The sequence below is a fragment of the Hoylesella marshii DSM 16973 = JCM 13450 genome (assembly GCF_000146675.1).
GTDB classification, from domain to species: domain Bacteria; phylum Bacteroidota; class Bacteroidia; order Bacteroidales; family Bacteroidaceae; genus Prevotella; species Prevotella marshii.
The window spans coordinates 2,120,372-2,134,369 of the sequence record NZ_GL397214.1; the positions used below are offsets into that span (position 1 = coordinate 2,120,372).

The 13,998-nt window shown below is 49.5% G+C and carries 12 protein-coding genes and 1 pseudogene; 6 read left to right on the forward strand and 7 right to left on the reverse strand.

What is annotated here, in order from left to right:
* Positions 1–22: 22 nt before the first annotated feature.
* Positions 23–1,069: an endonuclease/exonuclease/phosphatase family protein gene (locus HMPREF0658_RS08740; RefSeq protein WP_006950273.1), complete on the reverse strand. Its 1,047-nt coding sequence runs from the start codon at positions 1,067–1,069 to the stop codon at positions 23–25.
* A gap of 164 nt (positions 1,070–1,233) precedes the next feature.
* Complete coding sequence (locus HMPREF0658_RS08745) at positions 1,234–3,306, reverse strand: outer membrane beta-barrel protein (protein WP_006950275.1); 2,073 nt, start codon at positions 3,304–3,306, stop codon at positions 1,234–1,236.
* A 424-nt stretch (positions 3,307–3,730) separates the two neighbouring features.
* On the opposite strand from HMPREF0658_RS08745, the gene HMPREF0658_RS08750 reads away from it, so the two are divergent.
* Genes HMPREF0658_RS08750 through HMPREF0658_RS08760 form a run of 3 tightly spaced genes read left to right on the forward strand, consistent with a single transcriptional unit; the run spans position 3,731 to position 6,413 of the window.
* Positions 3,731–4,468: a (Fe-S)-binding protein gene (locus HMPREF0658_RS08750; RefSeq protein WP_006950277.1), complete on the forward strand. Its 738-nt coding sequence runs from the start codon at positions 3,731–3,733 to the stop codon at positions 4,466–4,468.
* The gene (locus HMPREF0658_RS08755) at positions 4,465–5,838 is read left to right on the forward strand and encodes a lactate utilization protein B (protein WP_006950278.1); all 1,374 of its coding nucleotides are present in this window, start codon (positions 4,465–4,467) and stop codon (positions 5,836–5,838) included. The genes HMPREF0658_RS08750 and HMPREF0658_RS08755 overlap by 4 nt, the downstream gene beginning before the upstream one ends.
* Positions 5,835–6,413, forward strand: coding sequence for a LutC/YkgG family protein (locus tag HMPREF0658_RS08760; protein WP_040557867.1), 579 nt, complete (start codon positions 5,835–5,837; stop codon positions 6,411–6,413). The genes HMPREF0658_RS08755 and HMPREF0658_RS08760 overlap by 4 nt, the downstream gene beginning before the upstream one ends.
* A gap of 828 nt (positions 6,414–7,241) precedes the next feature.
* Here the strand turns inward: HMPREF0658_RS08760 and HMPREF0658_RS08765 are convergent.
* Genes HMPREF0658_RS08765 through HMPREF0658_RS08780 form a run of 4 tightly spaced genes read right to left on the reverse strand, consistent with a single transcriptional unit; the run spans position 7,242 to position 10,362 of the window.
* Positions 7,242–8,324 carry a tetratricopeptide repeat protein gene (locus HMPREF0658_RS08765; protein WP_006950280.1) on the reverse strand — a complete coding sequence of 361 codons (1,083 nt, stop codon included), beginning with the start codon at positions 8,322–8,324 and terminating at the stop codon, positions 7,242–7,244.
* An 11-nt stretch (positions 8,325–8,335) separates the two neighbouring features.
* Complete coding sequence (locus HMPREF0658_RS08770) at positions 8,336–9,244, reverse strand: TraB/GumN family protein (protein WP_006950281.1); 909 nt, start codon at positions 9,242–9,244, stop codon at positions 8,336–8,338.
* A gap of 15 nt (positions 9,245–9,259) precedes the next feature.
* Entirely contained in the window at positions 9,260–9,868 is a 609-nt protein-coding gene (locus HMPREF0658_RS08775) for a hypothetical protein (RefSeq protein ID WP_162149570.1), read from the reverse strand.
* 5 nt (positions 9,869–9,873) lie between these two features.
* Positions 9,874–10,362, reverse strand: coding sequence for an RNA polymerase sigma factor (locus HMPREF0658_RS08780; RefSeq protein ID WP_006950283.1), 489 nt, complete (start codon positions 10,360–10,362; stop codon positions 9,874–9,876).
* Positions 10,363–10,529: 167 nt separating this feature from the next.
* Here HMPREF0658_RS08780 and HMPREF0658_RS08785 point away from each other — a divergent pair, with 167 nt between their 5' ends.
* Positions 10,530–11,483, forward strand: coding sequence for an NAD(P)H-dependent flavin oxidoreductase (locus HMPREF0658_RS08785; RefSeq protein WP_024990985.1), 954 nt, complete (start codon positions 10,530–10,532; stop codon positions 11,481–11,483).
* 59 nt (positions 11,484–11,542) lie between these two features.
* On the opposite strand, the gene HMPREF0658_RS08790 is transcribed toward HMPREF0658_RS08785, so the two are convergent.
* The gene (locus HMPREF0658_RS08790) at positions 11,543–12,988 is read right to left on the reverse strand and encodes an MATE family efflux transporter (RefSeq protein ID WP_006950285.1); all 1,446 of its coding nucleotides are present in this window, start codon (positions 12,986–12,988) and stop codon (positions 11,543–11,545) included.
* Between the two features lie 440 nt (positions 12,989–13,428).
* On the opposite strand from HMPREF0658_RS08790, the gene HMPREF0658_RS08795 reads away from it, so the two are divergent.
* Together HMPREF0658_RS08795 and HMPREF0658_RS11685 are read left to right on the forward strand one after the other, a co-directional pair.
* Positions 13,429–13,668 (forward strand): hypothetical protein, encoded by a 240-nt coding sequence (locus HMPREF0658_RS08795; protein ID WP_006950287.1) that lies wholly within the window; start codon positions 13,429–13,431, stop codon positions 13,666–13,668.
* Between the two features lie 52 nt (positions 13,669–13,720).
* Positions 13,721–13,998 (forward strand): annotated as a pseudogene (locus tag HMPREF0658_RS11685) (hypothetical protein); the annotation flags it as partial.

Sequence of the window (13,998 nt, forward strand, 5' to 3'; positions counted from 1 at the left end):
ATTCCGACACGAATAGGACGGCCTATTTCTGTTCCTTGATGAGGTAAACGACCACGGGCAGGTGGTCAGAGAACCCGTCGAGCCATACTCCTCCGGCCGTAGTACGTTTGGGACTTCCCTTGTACTTTCCCTCTGTCTGCAACAAATAGTTGAACTTGCAGATACGATTTTTCCAATAGGTAAGGGAGGAAAAATCCTTTTTGCCCGTGCGGTCGAGCAGGTTCGGAGTCATTACAATCTGGTCGAAGAGGTTCCATGAACCCTGATAGCTGAGCGTACCGATGCCCTGTTTTGCCAACAGATTGTACCACGGGTTATACATCTCCCCGTTTCCCGTGAGGGCTATCTCCTCCTTTGCTCCCAGCACTTCGTGCATGCTGCGGTCGGTAGGGTCGTCGTTCATGTCGCCCATAATAAAGACCTTGGTGGATGGGTTCGCCATGAGCAGGCTGTCTTTAAGGACTCTCATTTGGCGTGCACCTGATTCCCGATAGAACGAGGTGCTGAATCTACTTGGCAAGTGACACACAATGACGGCTACAGACTCGCCGGCCAATGTACCTTCCACGGTAAGAAAGCCGCGGGTGTAAAAGGCACTGTCTTTCTCTATCTCCTGCACGTAGGGGTGGAGTGTAGACTTCTGCACCGTGAAGAGAGCGGGATTGTAGAGCAATGCGCAGTCCACTCCACGTCGGTCAGGTCCCTCTATATGCACGAACTGCATGCCACGGTTCTTCAACGGTTCCTGTGCTACGAGGTCTGTCAATACACGAGCATTCTCCACCTCACTAAGACCGATGAACGCGCACCCCACGTTCTTCAGTATGTCGGTGCCCATATCGGCCAACGCGCGAGCCATGTTGCGCAGCTTATGCTCGTATTTCAGTCCGTTCCATTTGTAGGAACCGTTGGGCAGAAACTCGTAGTCTCGTTTACCCTCGTCGTGGCATGTATCGAAGAGGTTCTCCTGATTGTAGAATCCTACAGCGTAGACCGCATACTTCTTTTGTGCCGTTGCGCCCGTGCAGAGTGCAGCGACGATGATAAGCAAGAGGATATGTTTTTTCATCTTATCGTGGGTTTTATTTCCGTTCAGTCCTGCTCGGAGGGTGTTGTAGTGCTGCTCCGAGTGGTGTTTTGTCCTGCAAATATCGTCATTTCATCCGATATATACCATATTTTGTCCCCATTTTTTTTGCAAACAGGGTGCAGAAAGTGCAGAGAAGCGTCTGCCTATTTGAAGCGCGAGGTGTCCACCTCTTCGCGTTTCTTTTCCTTATAGCCGCCGAAGCGATAGGTGAAGGAGAGGCCTATTTCCTGATAACAAGAGTAGTGCATGCGTAGATGTTGTGTGGCGTAATCTATCTCAGGATTGATAACACTTGTGCGGAAGAGGTCGTTGCAGTAGAGGCGAAGTGTGGCGTGGTTGCCATCGAAGTTCCATCGTGCCGAGAAGTCTACCGAGCCACTTGTAGGGAGGTCGTAGATACCTTGCAGGGCTTTGGTGCGTATCTTCCCATCGAGATTCACGGCAATATCGGGTTTCGAGGCTACTGTGAGCGTGTTTTTCAGCATGCCCATCAGGAAGATACGCTTGCGATTAAAGGGAATGTTGTGGAACCGCATGGCCTTTTCGTGTTGCCATATCCCTAAGGCGATGATATTGGTACGCAGACGTTGTCCGATGCTGACCGGCACATAGGCTTGCAGACCGCCCTGCTGTTGGTAGTTGAAATTCAGGTAGCGGTAGTCTACAATGAGCTTGTCTTGCCGTTGATAGGGTAATTGGGTGAAGTACCGATCGGTATGCGAGAACCATAACTTCAGTTGGTATTTGCGTTTAAACAGGTAGACGAGCGACCCTGTATAGTTATTGGAAGGGCGCAGATGCGGGTCGCCATGTACCTCGCCATAGCCACCGTACATGTACGCGGTGAAGTCCGACAATGTCCAGAACGGGGGAAACCGTTTATTACTGCTCAAACCGAGCTGCCAGATGTGGGTAACGGAAGGCCGATAGGTGAGGTTGAACACGGGGTAGAAATCCCACCTTTTCCATGCCTCATTGTGGTAGTATTCGGCAGCGAGCGAGAAGTCGGCATTCAGTTTCTTGCCAAACGCCTTGTTGCAACCGGCATAGATGTTCACAAGGGTCTCCACTTTCCGCGTATTGCTGTTGGAAGGCACGTCGGCTGCACCGGCATCTGTCTTTACGTAGTGCTGGAAGCTATGGTCGTTGGTATGGGTGAAGATGGCACCGTAGTTGATACCCCAGCCCCCTTTGATGTCGTGTTCTTGTGACAAGAAAGCCTTCCAGCGGTTGATGCGTTGCCCGTTGTCGGCGCGGAAATTGTACTTTGTACCTAACTTATTGCTGGTAAGGTGGCGCGTCTCGGGGCTATCGTAATGGGTATATTCCACACCCGCTTTGAGACCGAACGGCAACCGGTAATCCCATCGGAGGTTATGCAGGGTGTTGTGGGTGTCGTACGTATAACGGGAGACAATCATACCGATGCTCCCACTCACGCCGTCTGACGAGTCGTATGAGCCGGAATAGACGAAGCTCATGACGTGATTCTTGGCAAAAGTATAGTCGAGTCCGAGGCGGTAATTGTGCAGCCGAAACCGGTCAGGGGTGCGTTGGGTGCTCTCTATACGGTGTGTTGTGCCGTCGCTCTGTGAGTGTTGCGCGATGTTCTCTAAGGCTGAGAAAGTGTTGCCGTGGCGGAACGTGTAGAGAATGTCTGCCGAGAGATGGCGGTCGGAATAGATAAGGCTCACTCCCTCGTTGAACGTGGCATCGTGTGTTTGTTCGTAATTGCCGTTCAGCTCTCCCTGCACATTCCGGAAAGTCGTGGCAATATGGTTGAGGCTTATGTTGATAACGGCACCCCTCACTTGGTAACGGGCAGGCGCATTGTACATCACTTCAATGCGATTAGATCGGCTCACAGGCATGCTTTGGAGCAAGGTCTTCACTTGTTCGGCCGACATCGTGGTCACTTTGCCATCGATGATGAGTGTCACCGGTTGACCACCTAAGAGCAGTTGTTTGTTCTGCTCCATGATGCCCGGTAGCTCTTTCACCGCGTCGTAGAGGTTGTTGATACCTCTTTGGGCGGTAAGCCGTTGCACATCGTACACCAATTGTCCGTTCTCCACCTTTACGATAGGACGTTCACCTTTCACCAGCACCTCGGGCAAGGCATGGAGTACGCTGTCGATACGCACGGAATCGTTTTGCCCCCGACACACCGTGGCAGCGAGCAGAAAAGATAGAATAAAGAGTGTTCTGTTTGTCATGATAGGTATTTATGTATGGGTAGATGGTGCGAATATAGCCAATTTTTTCAAAACAGCCATGGGCTTACCGTTAAAATGTTTCTCCTTTTGTATGAGTATCAAATGGTATTTCTTATAAGAAAGGTTGCCGACCTTCCATGTACAAACGCCATCTGTACCGGTTCTTATGACCGCTTGGGGTTAAAACAGCGGTAGTACCTTAGAATACGGGGTACGGATGGACTGTTATCTCGTTGTGCATCATAGATATTCCTTTTTGCGTGCAGAATGAAAGGGAAAAGGGAGTTCTGGGGCTCTATTTGTAAGCAAAACCGTTAAAACTTATTAATAGTGGTGCTTTTTGATAGGACTTTATTCATAAACAAAGGAATTTCATTATATTTGCAAATGCGAAAAACAGTTTAGCGAATATAACCTATATAATATGACAGTCGGTTTATTTATCCCATGTTATGTGGATGCATTGTATCCTGAAGCGGGCATCGCCACATACAAACTTCTAAAACATTTAGGTGTGGATGTGACCTATCCGCTCAAGCAAACCTGTTGCGGACAGCCAATGGCTAACGCAGGCTTTCAGGATAAGGCCATACCCTTGATAGAGAAATTCGAGGATATGTTCAAGGATTTCGACTACATCGTGTCACCCTCAGCGTCGTGTGCAGCCTTTGTAAAGGTAAACTATCCGCAAATCATGAAGGGAAAGCACGAGTGCATAACCTCGGGTAAAATCAAGGATATTGTGGAGTTCCTGCACGACATTCTCAAAGTAACGTCGCTGCCGGGCAAGTTCCCTCACAAAGTAAGTGTGCACAACAGTTGTCATGGTGTGCGTGAATTAGGCCTCTCGGCACCCAGCGAGCTCAATATCCCCCCGTTCAACAAGGTAATCGATTTGCTGAATATGGTGGAAGGCATTACGGTGGTAGAGCCCGAGCGTAAGGACGAATGTTGCGGTTTCGGCGGAATGTTTGCCGTGGAAGAGCCGGACGTATCTGTAAGAATGGGCATCGATAAGGTGAAGCGCCATGCAGATACGGGAGCGGAATACGTGACAGGCCCCGACAGTTCATGCCTCATGCACATGCAAGGAATTGCACGTCGCCAAAAGACACCTATACAGTTCATACATGTCGTACAGATTTTAGCAGCCGGATTATGAGTACAGTACATTCAAGAAAAGCCCATGAGTTCCTACAAGACTCTGAGAAAATAACAAGACACGATAAGACCTTTTATGGGGTGCGTGAGAAACGTGACGTGCAAGCCTTTGCACTTCCTGAATGGGAAGACCTGCGTGAACATGCCAGCCAAATAAAGCGTCACACGGCTACTCATCTTGCCGATTACTTAGAGAAGTTCTCCAAGAACTTGGAAAGTAGGGGTGTTATCGTGCATTGGGCGGAGAACGACAATGAATTTAACGAGATTGTACTCGGCATTTTAAAGGAACACAACGCAAAGAAACTCGTAAAGAGTAAGTCGATGCTCACCGAAGAGTGCGAGATGAATCCCTATTTAGAGAAGAACGGTATCGACGTGGTGGAGACCGACTTGGGCGAGCGTATCATCCAGTTGATGGGTCAAAAGCCAAGTCATATCGTCATGCCAGCCCTTCACATTACCCGTCATGCCATCGGCGAAGAGTTTGAGCGCAGGGGTATCAGTAAGGAGATAGGCAACCACGACCCCACCTATCTGACGCGCTGTGCCCGTTATCACCTGAGAGACAACTTCATGGATGCCGATGCGGGTCTGACAGGTTGTAACTTCGGTGTGGCAGAGACCGGCGACGTTGTGGTCTGCACGAATGAAGGCAATGCCGACATGAGCACCTCGATGCCGAAACTTCATATCGTGGCTATGGGCATTGAAAAGCTTGTGCCCGACTACCGCTCGCTGGCCGTATTCCAACGGTTGCTATGCCGGTGCGGCACGGGACAGCCCACCACCACCTACACCTCCCATTTCCGTCAGGCACGTCCGGGGGCAGAGATGCACGTGGTGCTCGTAGACAACGGCAGGAGCAACATCATAGCCAACGATGAGCACTTTGAAACCATTAAGTGTATCCGTTGTGGTGCCTGCATGAACACATGTCCCGTGTATCGTCGTTCCACCGGTTATTCTTACACCTATTTCATACCGGGGCCTATCGGTGTGAACCTCGGAATGCTGAAAGACCCGCGTAAATACGCCGACAACGTATCGGCCTGTTCGCTATGCTTGTCGTGTAGCAACGTGTGTCCAGCCAAGATAGACTTGGGCGAGCAGATATACCGTTGGCGTCAGCAACTCGACTCCTTTGGCCGCGCCAACCCTGTGAAGAAGCTCATGTCGCAGGGAATGAGCTTTGTGTTCAACCATCCGATGGTATATAATACGGCACTCTCCATGGCTCCGATGGCCAATGTGATGCCACGGTTCCTGATGTATAACGACAGTCTCAATGCCTGGGGTATGGGACATGAAATGATGGTATTCCCCAAAGAATCGTTCCAAACCTTATGGAAGAAAGGAAAAGTAAGATGAAGAAGGAAGATTTGTTTGCCCGACTGAGGCAGAACACACGTCACCAATACGATATGCCGGATATGAACATAGATGGTATACATTATCCTGACGTGTTGGAACAATTTAAGAAAATAAGCGAAGCCGTGGGCGGAAAGGTGAAAACGGTCTCGAAGTCTGACGACCTGAATGTTGTCATTAAGGAGCTATACCCCGAGGCAAAGGTCTTTGCAAGTAACGTGGAAGGCATCTCGATTGCCGACCGGAATCCCGATACCGTGGCCGAGGCACAAGATTTGAACGGCACGGACGTAGCCGTTCTTCAGGGAGAGTTGGGCGTTGCAGAGAATGGTTGTATCTGGGTTCCCCAGACCATGAAGGAGAAAGCTCTCTGTTTCATTGCGGAAGAGTTGGTCATTCTTATCGATAAGGACAAAATTGTGCACAACATGCACGAGGCTTATCCGCTGATTAAGTTTACCGACTATGGTTTTGGAACATTCATTTCAGGTCCCTCCAAGACGGCAGATATTGAGCAAGCTCTCGTCATGGGTGCACAGGCTGCCCGTGGGGTGACGGTAGTCATACGCGAATAGATTTTGTTTTTTTAGTATAAAGTTAGTGATTAAATGGAGATTGCAATGTTCCTGACAGCTGTTGGGAGCGTTGCAATTTTTGGTTGGAAGGTGTGGAGAAAGGAGGACTTTTCTACGCGAGTTCTGGATAAGGCTATCGAACGATAAGCCCCGACGGGGCGTAAGACCTTAGGCAGGGTGTGAAGCTCGTAAGAGCGCCACCCCTGACAAGCATGTGCAGAAAGATGAATCCCGTAGGAGTGACAGAGGATTGAGTTTAGTTTTCTGTCGCCCCTTTGGAGTTATTGGATGAGATTCTCTTATCTCGAACTCACGTAGATAGTTAGAGGACAACCGCCTTTACAATATGATTTCACCTCATGAGATATAAGGAATATTAAATTCCCATCACATGCTTATAATCCCTTATCCACGTCTGTATAACTCATTATACACGTTTGGATAATTTGTTCTCCAAGTCTGGATAATTTGTTCTCCACGTTTGGATAATTTGTTCTCCACGTTTGGATAACTCATTCTCCACGTTTGGATAAGTCGTTATCCACGTTTGGGAATTTGTATTTCCTATTGTAAAGACGATGATAAACCCTGTTTCATCGACTTGATTATCTAACTACGCGAGTTCGGGATAAGGCTATCGGACTGTAAGCCCCGACGGGGGTATTAGAAGAGACCTCTTATCCCGAACTCGCGTACTTTTCTGTATGATAGTAGTAAAAGAAGTAATTTTTACTGCCGACAAGACATGTAAAATCCCCGTACCCGCCGGGCTTTTACCGACAGGAGCGGGGATAATAAAGCGAGAAGCCGAGGTATCGACAAAGCAATTTACCTGTCTTTTTCTTCCTTGTCTGACACCTCGTAAACCGTTTGAGCCTGCGGTGCAGTGCGTTTGCTAAAGTTACCGAGCACGGCCTTGATGAAGTTCTTTTGGGTTGGCTTGTCTTTAAAAGGACCGAAGTTAAGATGTGTCATATCTGATGCTACCCCACAGAAGAACCAAGGTATCATAGCCGACTTCTCCAGCGTGTAATAGGCAAACCGATGGTGTGCCTTGTCTACCACTGTAGCCATGTATTTGCACAGCGGGGTTTCCGGTGGGTCAGGCATGGTATAGAGGATGAGAAATGCCCCGTCGGAGAGGTCTACGCGCTCGGTCTTGATGTCTGCCCAGTCGAATTCGTAGTGGGAGATAAAGTAAGAGCCATAGGTAATGCTCAATCCCTCCATATCTGTCAGGCGTGCTTCCTGCGTCTCATCTGCTTGAACCGAGTTCATCAGACGCGGCAGTATTCTGAATTCAAGTTCATAAAGACTGAGCGTATCATTCCTTTCGATATTCTTGATATAGGCATTGGCTTCCTCTGCCAACCCGTTTTCGGCGGCTTGGCGCAGGCATTTGATGGCCTCTTCCTTGCTCTTTTCCACACCCCAACCATTGAAGTAATACTTGGCGATGAGCAAAGGTGCACTCTTGCTGCCGTTGTCTAAAGCCTGTTTCACCATGAGGAAAGCCTTCGACAGGTCGCGATGTAGCACCTTGTTGCCGTATTCATACATCACGGAGAGCCACAACGAAGCCCTGTTTACATGGTTGGCCGCGGCCTCCATGTAGAGGTCTACGGCTTTCTGAAGGTTGGGGGCTACACCGTAGCCATTCTCATAGCACTCACCGAGCACACATTTGGCAAACGAATCGCCCGTATCGGCTGCCTTGCTAATCCACCGAAAGGCTTCTTGATGGTTCACCTCGGCACTGTCTCCATAGAGATAGGTTAAGGCTAAATCTATCTGTGCGTTGATACTTCCGGCTTTGGCCGAATCTGTCAACGTCTTGATGTCTGCGTTTTGCGCATATGACAAGAGGCCTGTCCATAAAAAGGCCGTTAATAGAAATATGTATTTTTTCATAGTTACGGTTCTTATTTCACTCCTTCAACGGTATAGCCCGCTTTTTTCAATAATTCGAGAACGCCTTTGTTGTCCGGCAGATGTGCAGCCCCTACGGCAAAGAATGTAGGCTTGGCAGCCATGATGGCAGGCATCTTGCTCACCCAATCGACATTTCTGCCGTCGAGTTCTTTTTCTCTCTCTTCCGGTGTCTCATCGCAACTGTCGTGGCGTTTTTCCTCTAAAATCTTTCCTATTTCGGTTAGGTTCTGCGTATAAAAAGCACGAACGATTCGCTCGGCCAACAGCTCGTTGTAGTCGGGGTTATCGACTATACACATCAGCAGTTGGGTCTGTCGTTGCAGAGATTGGCTTTTGAAAAGGGTGTTGATTTGCATATCTATCGTCTCTAATCCGCCGACACCTTTCCCTTGTTCGGCCGCTAGCTTCTGAAAATAACCGTCGAAAGTGTTGGTCGGGTCGAAAGCCACAGGGTTTTTCTTTAGAAACAAGATGAGCTCAAGTTGCGTGGTAAGGGTAACCGGCGTGAGTTTGTTTAGCTGTGATGCCACCATCGGGTTGGTCAGGTCAGCACCCATCGTGGCCGTCAGGAACTTGTTGAGCCTCTGAAGCTCGTCGGCCGAGAGTAGCGATGTAAGTGTTTGTCCGTCGGGAAGCATCATGGCCTTCTGCATTTTCTGCATATTCGCAGGCTCATACATATGGGTCATGTCTACCTCTCCATATACTTGTTCTACGGATTTGAACGCATCTTTCATGCCGGCGATAGAGTCGGAGAACGTGGGATTGGCCAGATGATAGGTGCCGATGATGTAAGACGGTTGCCGGAGTCCTTTCCCCGAAATCTTATAAAGCAACTGTGCGTTGGCCGAAAGGATGGCAGTCAGCCCAAGGACGATGATAAATAATCTTTTACTCATATGAATATTTGTTTGTTAGTTATAGGTCGGTGTTTCCCGCTCTTCGCTGGTCAGTTCGTCGATTTGTCGGATGAGCGCATTGTTGGTTTGCTGCATGCTGCGGAAGAATACGGTGGCAAAGATGGCTCCAACGCAAAGCCCGATACCGAGGAATAGCAGGAATTCGCGGTCGAGATACCCTGTAAATGCTGTTACCTCGTAAATAAGCCATAGGATGAAGATGATGGTAAACGGAATGGAAATAACGATTCGCAATGTACGAAGGCGTTTTATCTCTATCAGTTGGCGACGGGCTACAATGAGGTTTCCCTCGAAGATACCGCTCATCTTACGGGTATTGACAATGTAATCGAAGATCACGTCGGCCGCAATGAAGAATAACGCGAAAGCAACAAAGCCCATGGAGAAATGGAAAATGCAGTACTCCGCAGCACCGGCTGCCAGCAGCAAAGGTAGTAGCACGAAGATTTCAAAACGGACATATCGATGAATCCAAGCAACCTTGTTTTTCATGGAATGCCGGATATGGCGGTCGTCCACAATTGTTTCGTTCTCTATTTTGTCGTTTAGAATGGCGAGTTGGCTCCGCATCTCGTCCCACTTGTTGTTAGAATTTGTTTTCATTGTTTTCATAGATGTGATGGATTTGACATAGCTTTTAACTGTTCTCGGATTCTGTAAAGACGTACAGACACGTGCTTGGCTGTGATGCCGACAATGGCACCTATCTCCTCGTAACTCAGGTTTTCGAGCCATAGCAGCACAATGGCGCGATCGAAAGGTTGCAGTCGATGGATTCTGGCATGCAGGAGCGCTACCTGCCGGGTGTCGTTGTCGCTGTCGTCGAAGAGGTTGATGTTCATCGACAGAGGCAGTGCCGCTCGCCGCTTTTTCTTCCTTTCAAATGTGATGCAGGTGTTGAGGCTTACTTGATAAATCCATGTCCTCAGCTGGCTGCGTCCCTGAAAGGAAGAGAATCCTTTCCAAAGGTTTATCATCACCTCCTGAAACAAGTCGGCCACCTCTTCTTGTTCCTTGGAAAACATGTAGCACACGGTGTATATCGTGCTCTTGTGTGCTTTGATGAGGGCTGTAAATTCGCTTTCCGATGCGTTCATGTTCGTCTTTTGTTTTTATGCTCTATCTATTAGACATCCATGCCGGCGAAAAACTACACGAAAAATACTTTTTTTCTTTCTCATACCGCTTTTTCGCGATACAAAGATACACATATTACCCCTCTTTCCGTATCTTTGCAGCGAACAAAATACAACTCCATATAGAGATGAAAGCAAACAGAATTACAGAACTCTTTGGTATTCGATACCCCATTGTGCAAGGAGGGATGGTTTGGTGTAGCGGTTGGCGGCTCGCCTCCGCCGTGAGCAATGCCGGCGGACTGGGACTGCTTGGTGCCGGCTCCATGCATCCCGATACGTTGAAGGCGCATATCCGCAAGATGAAAGACGCAACCACCGCTCCGTGGGGAGTGAATGTGCCGCTGATGTATCCCGAAATCGATACCCTCATTGCACTGATAATCGACGAACAAGTGCCCATCGTTTTCACCTCGGCCGGCAGTCCGAAGAAGTTTACCTCGCTCTTTCACGACCATGGTATCAAAGTGGGGCATGTGGTGTCGGGCAGTAAGTTTGCGCGAAAATGCGAAGAAGCCGGCGTTGATGCCATTGTGGCCGAAGGATTTGAGGCCGGCGGACACAACGGGCGTGAGGAAACAACTACGCTTACACTCATACCGCAGGTACGGCAAGCAACGAACCTCCCGCTGATAGCTGCCGGTGGAATCGGTAGCGGTCGCGCCATGGCAGCTGCCTTTGCGCTGGGTGCCGAGGGGGTGCAAGTGGGTACGGCGTTTGCGTTGACGGCAGAGAGTAGCGCCTCTGAAGCGTTTAAAAAGCGTTGCATTGCTTTGGAAGAGGGAGATACGATGCTGGCGTTGAAGAAACTCTCACCCACACGCCTCGTAAAAAATGCCCTTTTCCGTCGTATCGAAGAGGCAGAGAACCGCGGTGCCGATGTCGTCGAACTCAAAGACATATTAGGACACGCAGCCTCCAAACGTGGTATCTTTGAGGGTGACATGGAAGACGGAGAATTGGAGATAGGGCAGATAGCATCGGCCATTAAGGAAATTAAAACTGCGCGTGCGGTGATAGAAGAAATGGTGGAAGAAGCGCGGACTCAAGCGCGATACGTTTCCGACAGCATGGTTTGGTAGCAATTGTGTGTTCGCTTTGCGGGTATTGTAGTGTAAAGGGGCGGCTTTCTGCATCTTTTCTACGGACGTGGAGTCGGTGATGGCTTCACATTTCTCATCCACTTTCCGCGATACAGTCGAATGAGAAATAGACTTCCGCGGAACGTCAGTTCCACAGCCATGGCCATCCATACGCCATTGAGTCCGTAAAAGGGTGCGAGAACAGCTGCCAGCGTGAGGCGCACGCACCACATGCTGAACAGATTGATGAGCGAAGGCCGTAACGTATCGCCTGCCCCGAGACACACATTGTAGGTCACAATAGAGGCAGCAAACATCGGTTCGGCAAAGGCTTCGATGCGCAAAGCCTCAATACCCAGTTCGCGAATCTCCTTGACGGGTGTTATCATGCCAATCATCTCAGGTGCCAGCCCATACATCACCACACCCATGACGGCCATCACCGCCATACCCGTGAATACCGTCATACGGGCGAAACTGCGGCAGAGATCGCGCCTGCCGGCACCCACGCTCTGTCCGACCAATGTGGTGGCGGCATCGCCGATACCATAGCCGGGCATATAGCAGAGGCTCTCGGCTGTGACGGCAAATGTGTTGGCAGCGATGGCGAAGTTGCCCAGCGGCGCAACAATCATGGTGCTCACCACTTGTGCACTGCCCATGAGGAAGTATTGCGCTGCCATCGGGGCACTGATTTTCACCGCATTCCACACATAATCCCATACCCATTTGAAAGGCATCTTGTCTTGAGTGATGCGCAGTGCTGCCGATTTAAACAATGCGAACCATGCCAGCACCAATCCTGTAATCGTGATGGAGAGAGCCGTCCCTATGGCTGCGCCGAGCACGCCTAATCCCGCTCCGGGCACGATGATATGCAACCCGAGCCATGACACTTCGTGTGTATCGTAGATGAAGAGGTAGTTGAATGCTACGTCCATCACACACATCAAAATGCTCAGTAAGCTGGGAATCCGCATGTTTCCCGAACTCTTCAGCATGGCACTCGAGAGTACCTCTATTTGTAGAAACGGAGTAACAAGAGCATAGACAAGAAAATAATAGGTGGCATCGGCCGCGATGTCTGCTCCTCCTCCCAACCAATAGGGCAGTCGCCAAGCGACGGATGCACCGACGATGGCGATGAGCAGACTGAAGATGAAAGTGCACACCAGCGCGTGACGCAATACCTGCCGTGCTTTCACGAAGTCATTGGCACCGATAAAGTGGGCTACTTGCACCGAAAATCCCATGGCAGCGGCCACGCAGAGCCCAACGAAGAGCCATGTAGCCGCCTCCACGATACCGATGGCTGCTGAGGCTTTGGCACCGAGCATGCCCACCATCGACGCATCGATGTAGAACATCAACACATTGGTTGCCTGCGCCAGAATGGCCGGAATGCTCAATTGGAAGATAAGGTTCAGTTTGTCGCCCCCCGTCATCGCCCCGCCGTTTCGTATCAAGGCCAATAGTCTGTCGCTGTTTTCTTTAGAAATCCACATGGTTGTTTGCAAAGATAGTGCAAAGTTTTTTGCTTTTCTCTTGTTTGCTTAAGATTCTTTATGTACCTTTGCGGCGGTAATCAAAGACGTTAAGGTGCAAAAGCAAGTATTCATGAGCAGACCATCCTTATTATATAAAGGTATCAGCGAGGTAAAGAGAAACGTGTGTTTTCCTTTGTCTTTTAACACATTATATTTGGTCAGTTCAAATAATTTGCTAACACACACACACACACACACACACACACACACACACACACATTCGCACCTGGCGTAATCTCCATTCGATATTTTATTGTACGCGCGCGCGTAAGGCTGCGTGCATTTCCCATAAACAAAGGGCTCCAAGAAGTTCCCTTTGTTCGCTTTTTCGTACCCGTTTTCCAAGTGCGGAAAGGCAAAAATCAAGCTAAATATTTATCATTAAAACAACGATTATTATGAGCAAGAATCAAGTAACCGTGCAGGACTACATGGCCCCTGCCATCACAGTGCATCAAATGCCGATGGAAGCCCCGCTCATGAAGACCTCGTTCTACGGCGGACACACCCCGGGCGAGACTTCCGGCGATGGTTCCGACCAAGGAGGAGGACACACCGGCGGAAGCGTGGACGACGACACCGGCGATGCCAAAGCATGGGGCAGCGTGTGGGAAACAGAAGACGAGGACGATTATTAGCCCCGACCTCGTTGAGTATTAAACAATCATCAAGAGTAAAAACAGAACAACAATGAGAAAGATTTTATTTTATGCAGCAGCACTTGCCGTCGTATTGGCGAGCTGTTCGCAAAAGGACATGACAGACAAGACACCCGAAACGCCCGAAACAGAAAAGCAGGGTACGGCATTTGAGGGCACCTCTGAAGTAAATACAGGCGAGAATCCTCTCTCGCGCACCTCGCTCGACTACGACCGCGCGGCGCGCACATTGACCTATTACTGGGAGCCCAACGACAAGATATGGCTCGACGACAACAACAGCGCCGAGGCCGACTTCACGGTAAAGGC

What these genes read in the sequence shown, in the direction of transcription:
- HMPREF0658_RS08740 (WP_006950273.1), bottom strand. Translation starts at nt 1,069, where the DNA reads ATGAAAAAACATATCCTCTTGCTTATCATCGTCGCTGCACTCTGCACG.
- HMPREF0658_RS08745 (WP_006950275.1), bottom strand. Translation starts at nt 3,306, where the DNA reads ATGACAAACAGAACACTCTTTATTCTATCTTTTCTGCTCGCTGCCACG.
- HMPREF0658_RS08750 (WP_006950277.1), top strand. Translation starts at nt 3,731, where the DNA reads ATGACAGTCGGTTTATTTATCCCATGTTATGTGGATGCATTGTATCCT.
- HMPREF0658_RS08755 (WP_006950278.1), top strand. Translation starts at nt 4,465, where the DNA reads ATGAGTACAGTACATTCAAGAAAAGCCCATGAGTTCCTACAAGACTCT.
- HMPREF0658_RS08760 (WP_040557867.1), top strand. Translation starts at nt 5,835, where the DNA reads ATGAAGAAGGAAGATTTGTTTGCCCGACTGAGGCAGAACACACGTCAC.
- HMPREF0658_RS08765 (WP_006950280.1), bottom strand. Translation starts at nt 8,324, where the DNA reads ATGAAAAAATACATATTTCTATTAACGGCCTTTTTATGGACAGGCCTC.
- HMPREF0658_RS08770 (WP_006950281.1), bottom strand. Translation starts at nt 9,244, where the DNA reads ATGAGTAAAAGATTATTTATCATCGTCCTTGGGCTGACTGCCATCCTT.
- HMPREF0658_RS08775 (WP_162149570.1), bottom strand. Translation starts at nt 9,868, where the DNA reads ATGAAAACAAATTCTAACAACAAGTGGGACGAGATGCGGAGCCAACTC.
- HMPREF0658_RS08780 (WP_006950283.1), bottom strand. Translation starts at nt 10,362, where the DNA reads ATGAACGCATCGGAAAGCGAATTTACAGCCCTCATCAAAGCACACAAG.
- HMPREF0658_RS08785 (WP_024990985.1), top strand. Translation starts at nt 10,530, where the DNA reads ATGAAAGCAAACAGAATTACAGAACTCTTTGGTATTCGATACCCCATT.
- HMPREF0658_RS08790 (WP_006950285.1), bottom strand. Translation starts at nt 12,988, where the DNA reads ATGTGGATTTCTAAAGAAAACAGCGACAGACTATTGGCCTTGATACGA.
- HMPREF0658_RS08795 (WP_006950287.1), top strand. Translation starts at nt 13,429, where the DNA reads ATGAGCAAGAATCAAGTAACCGTGCAGGACTACATGGCCCCTGCCATC.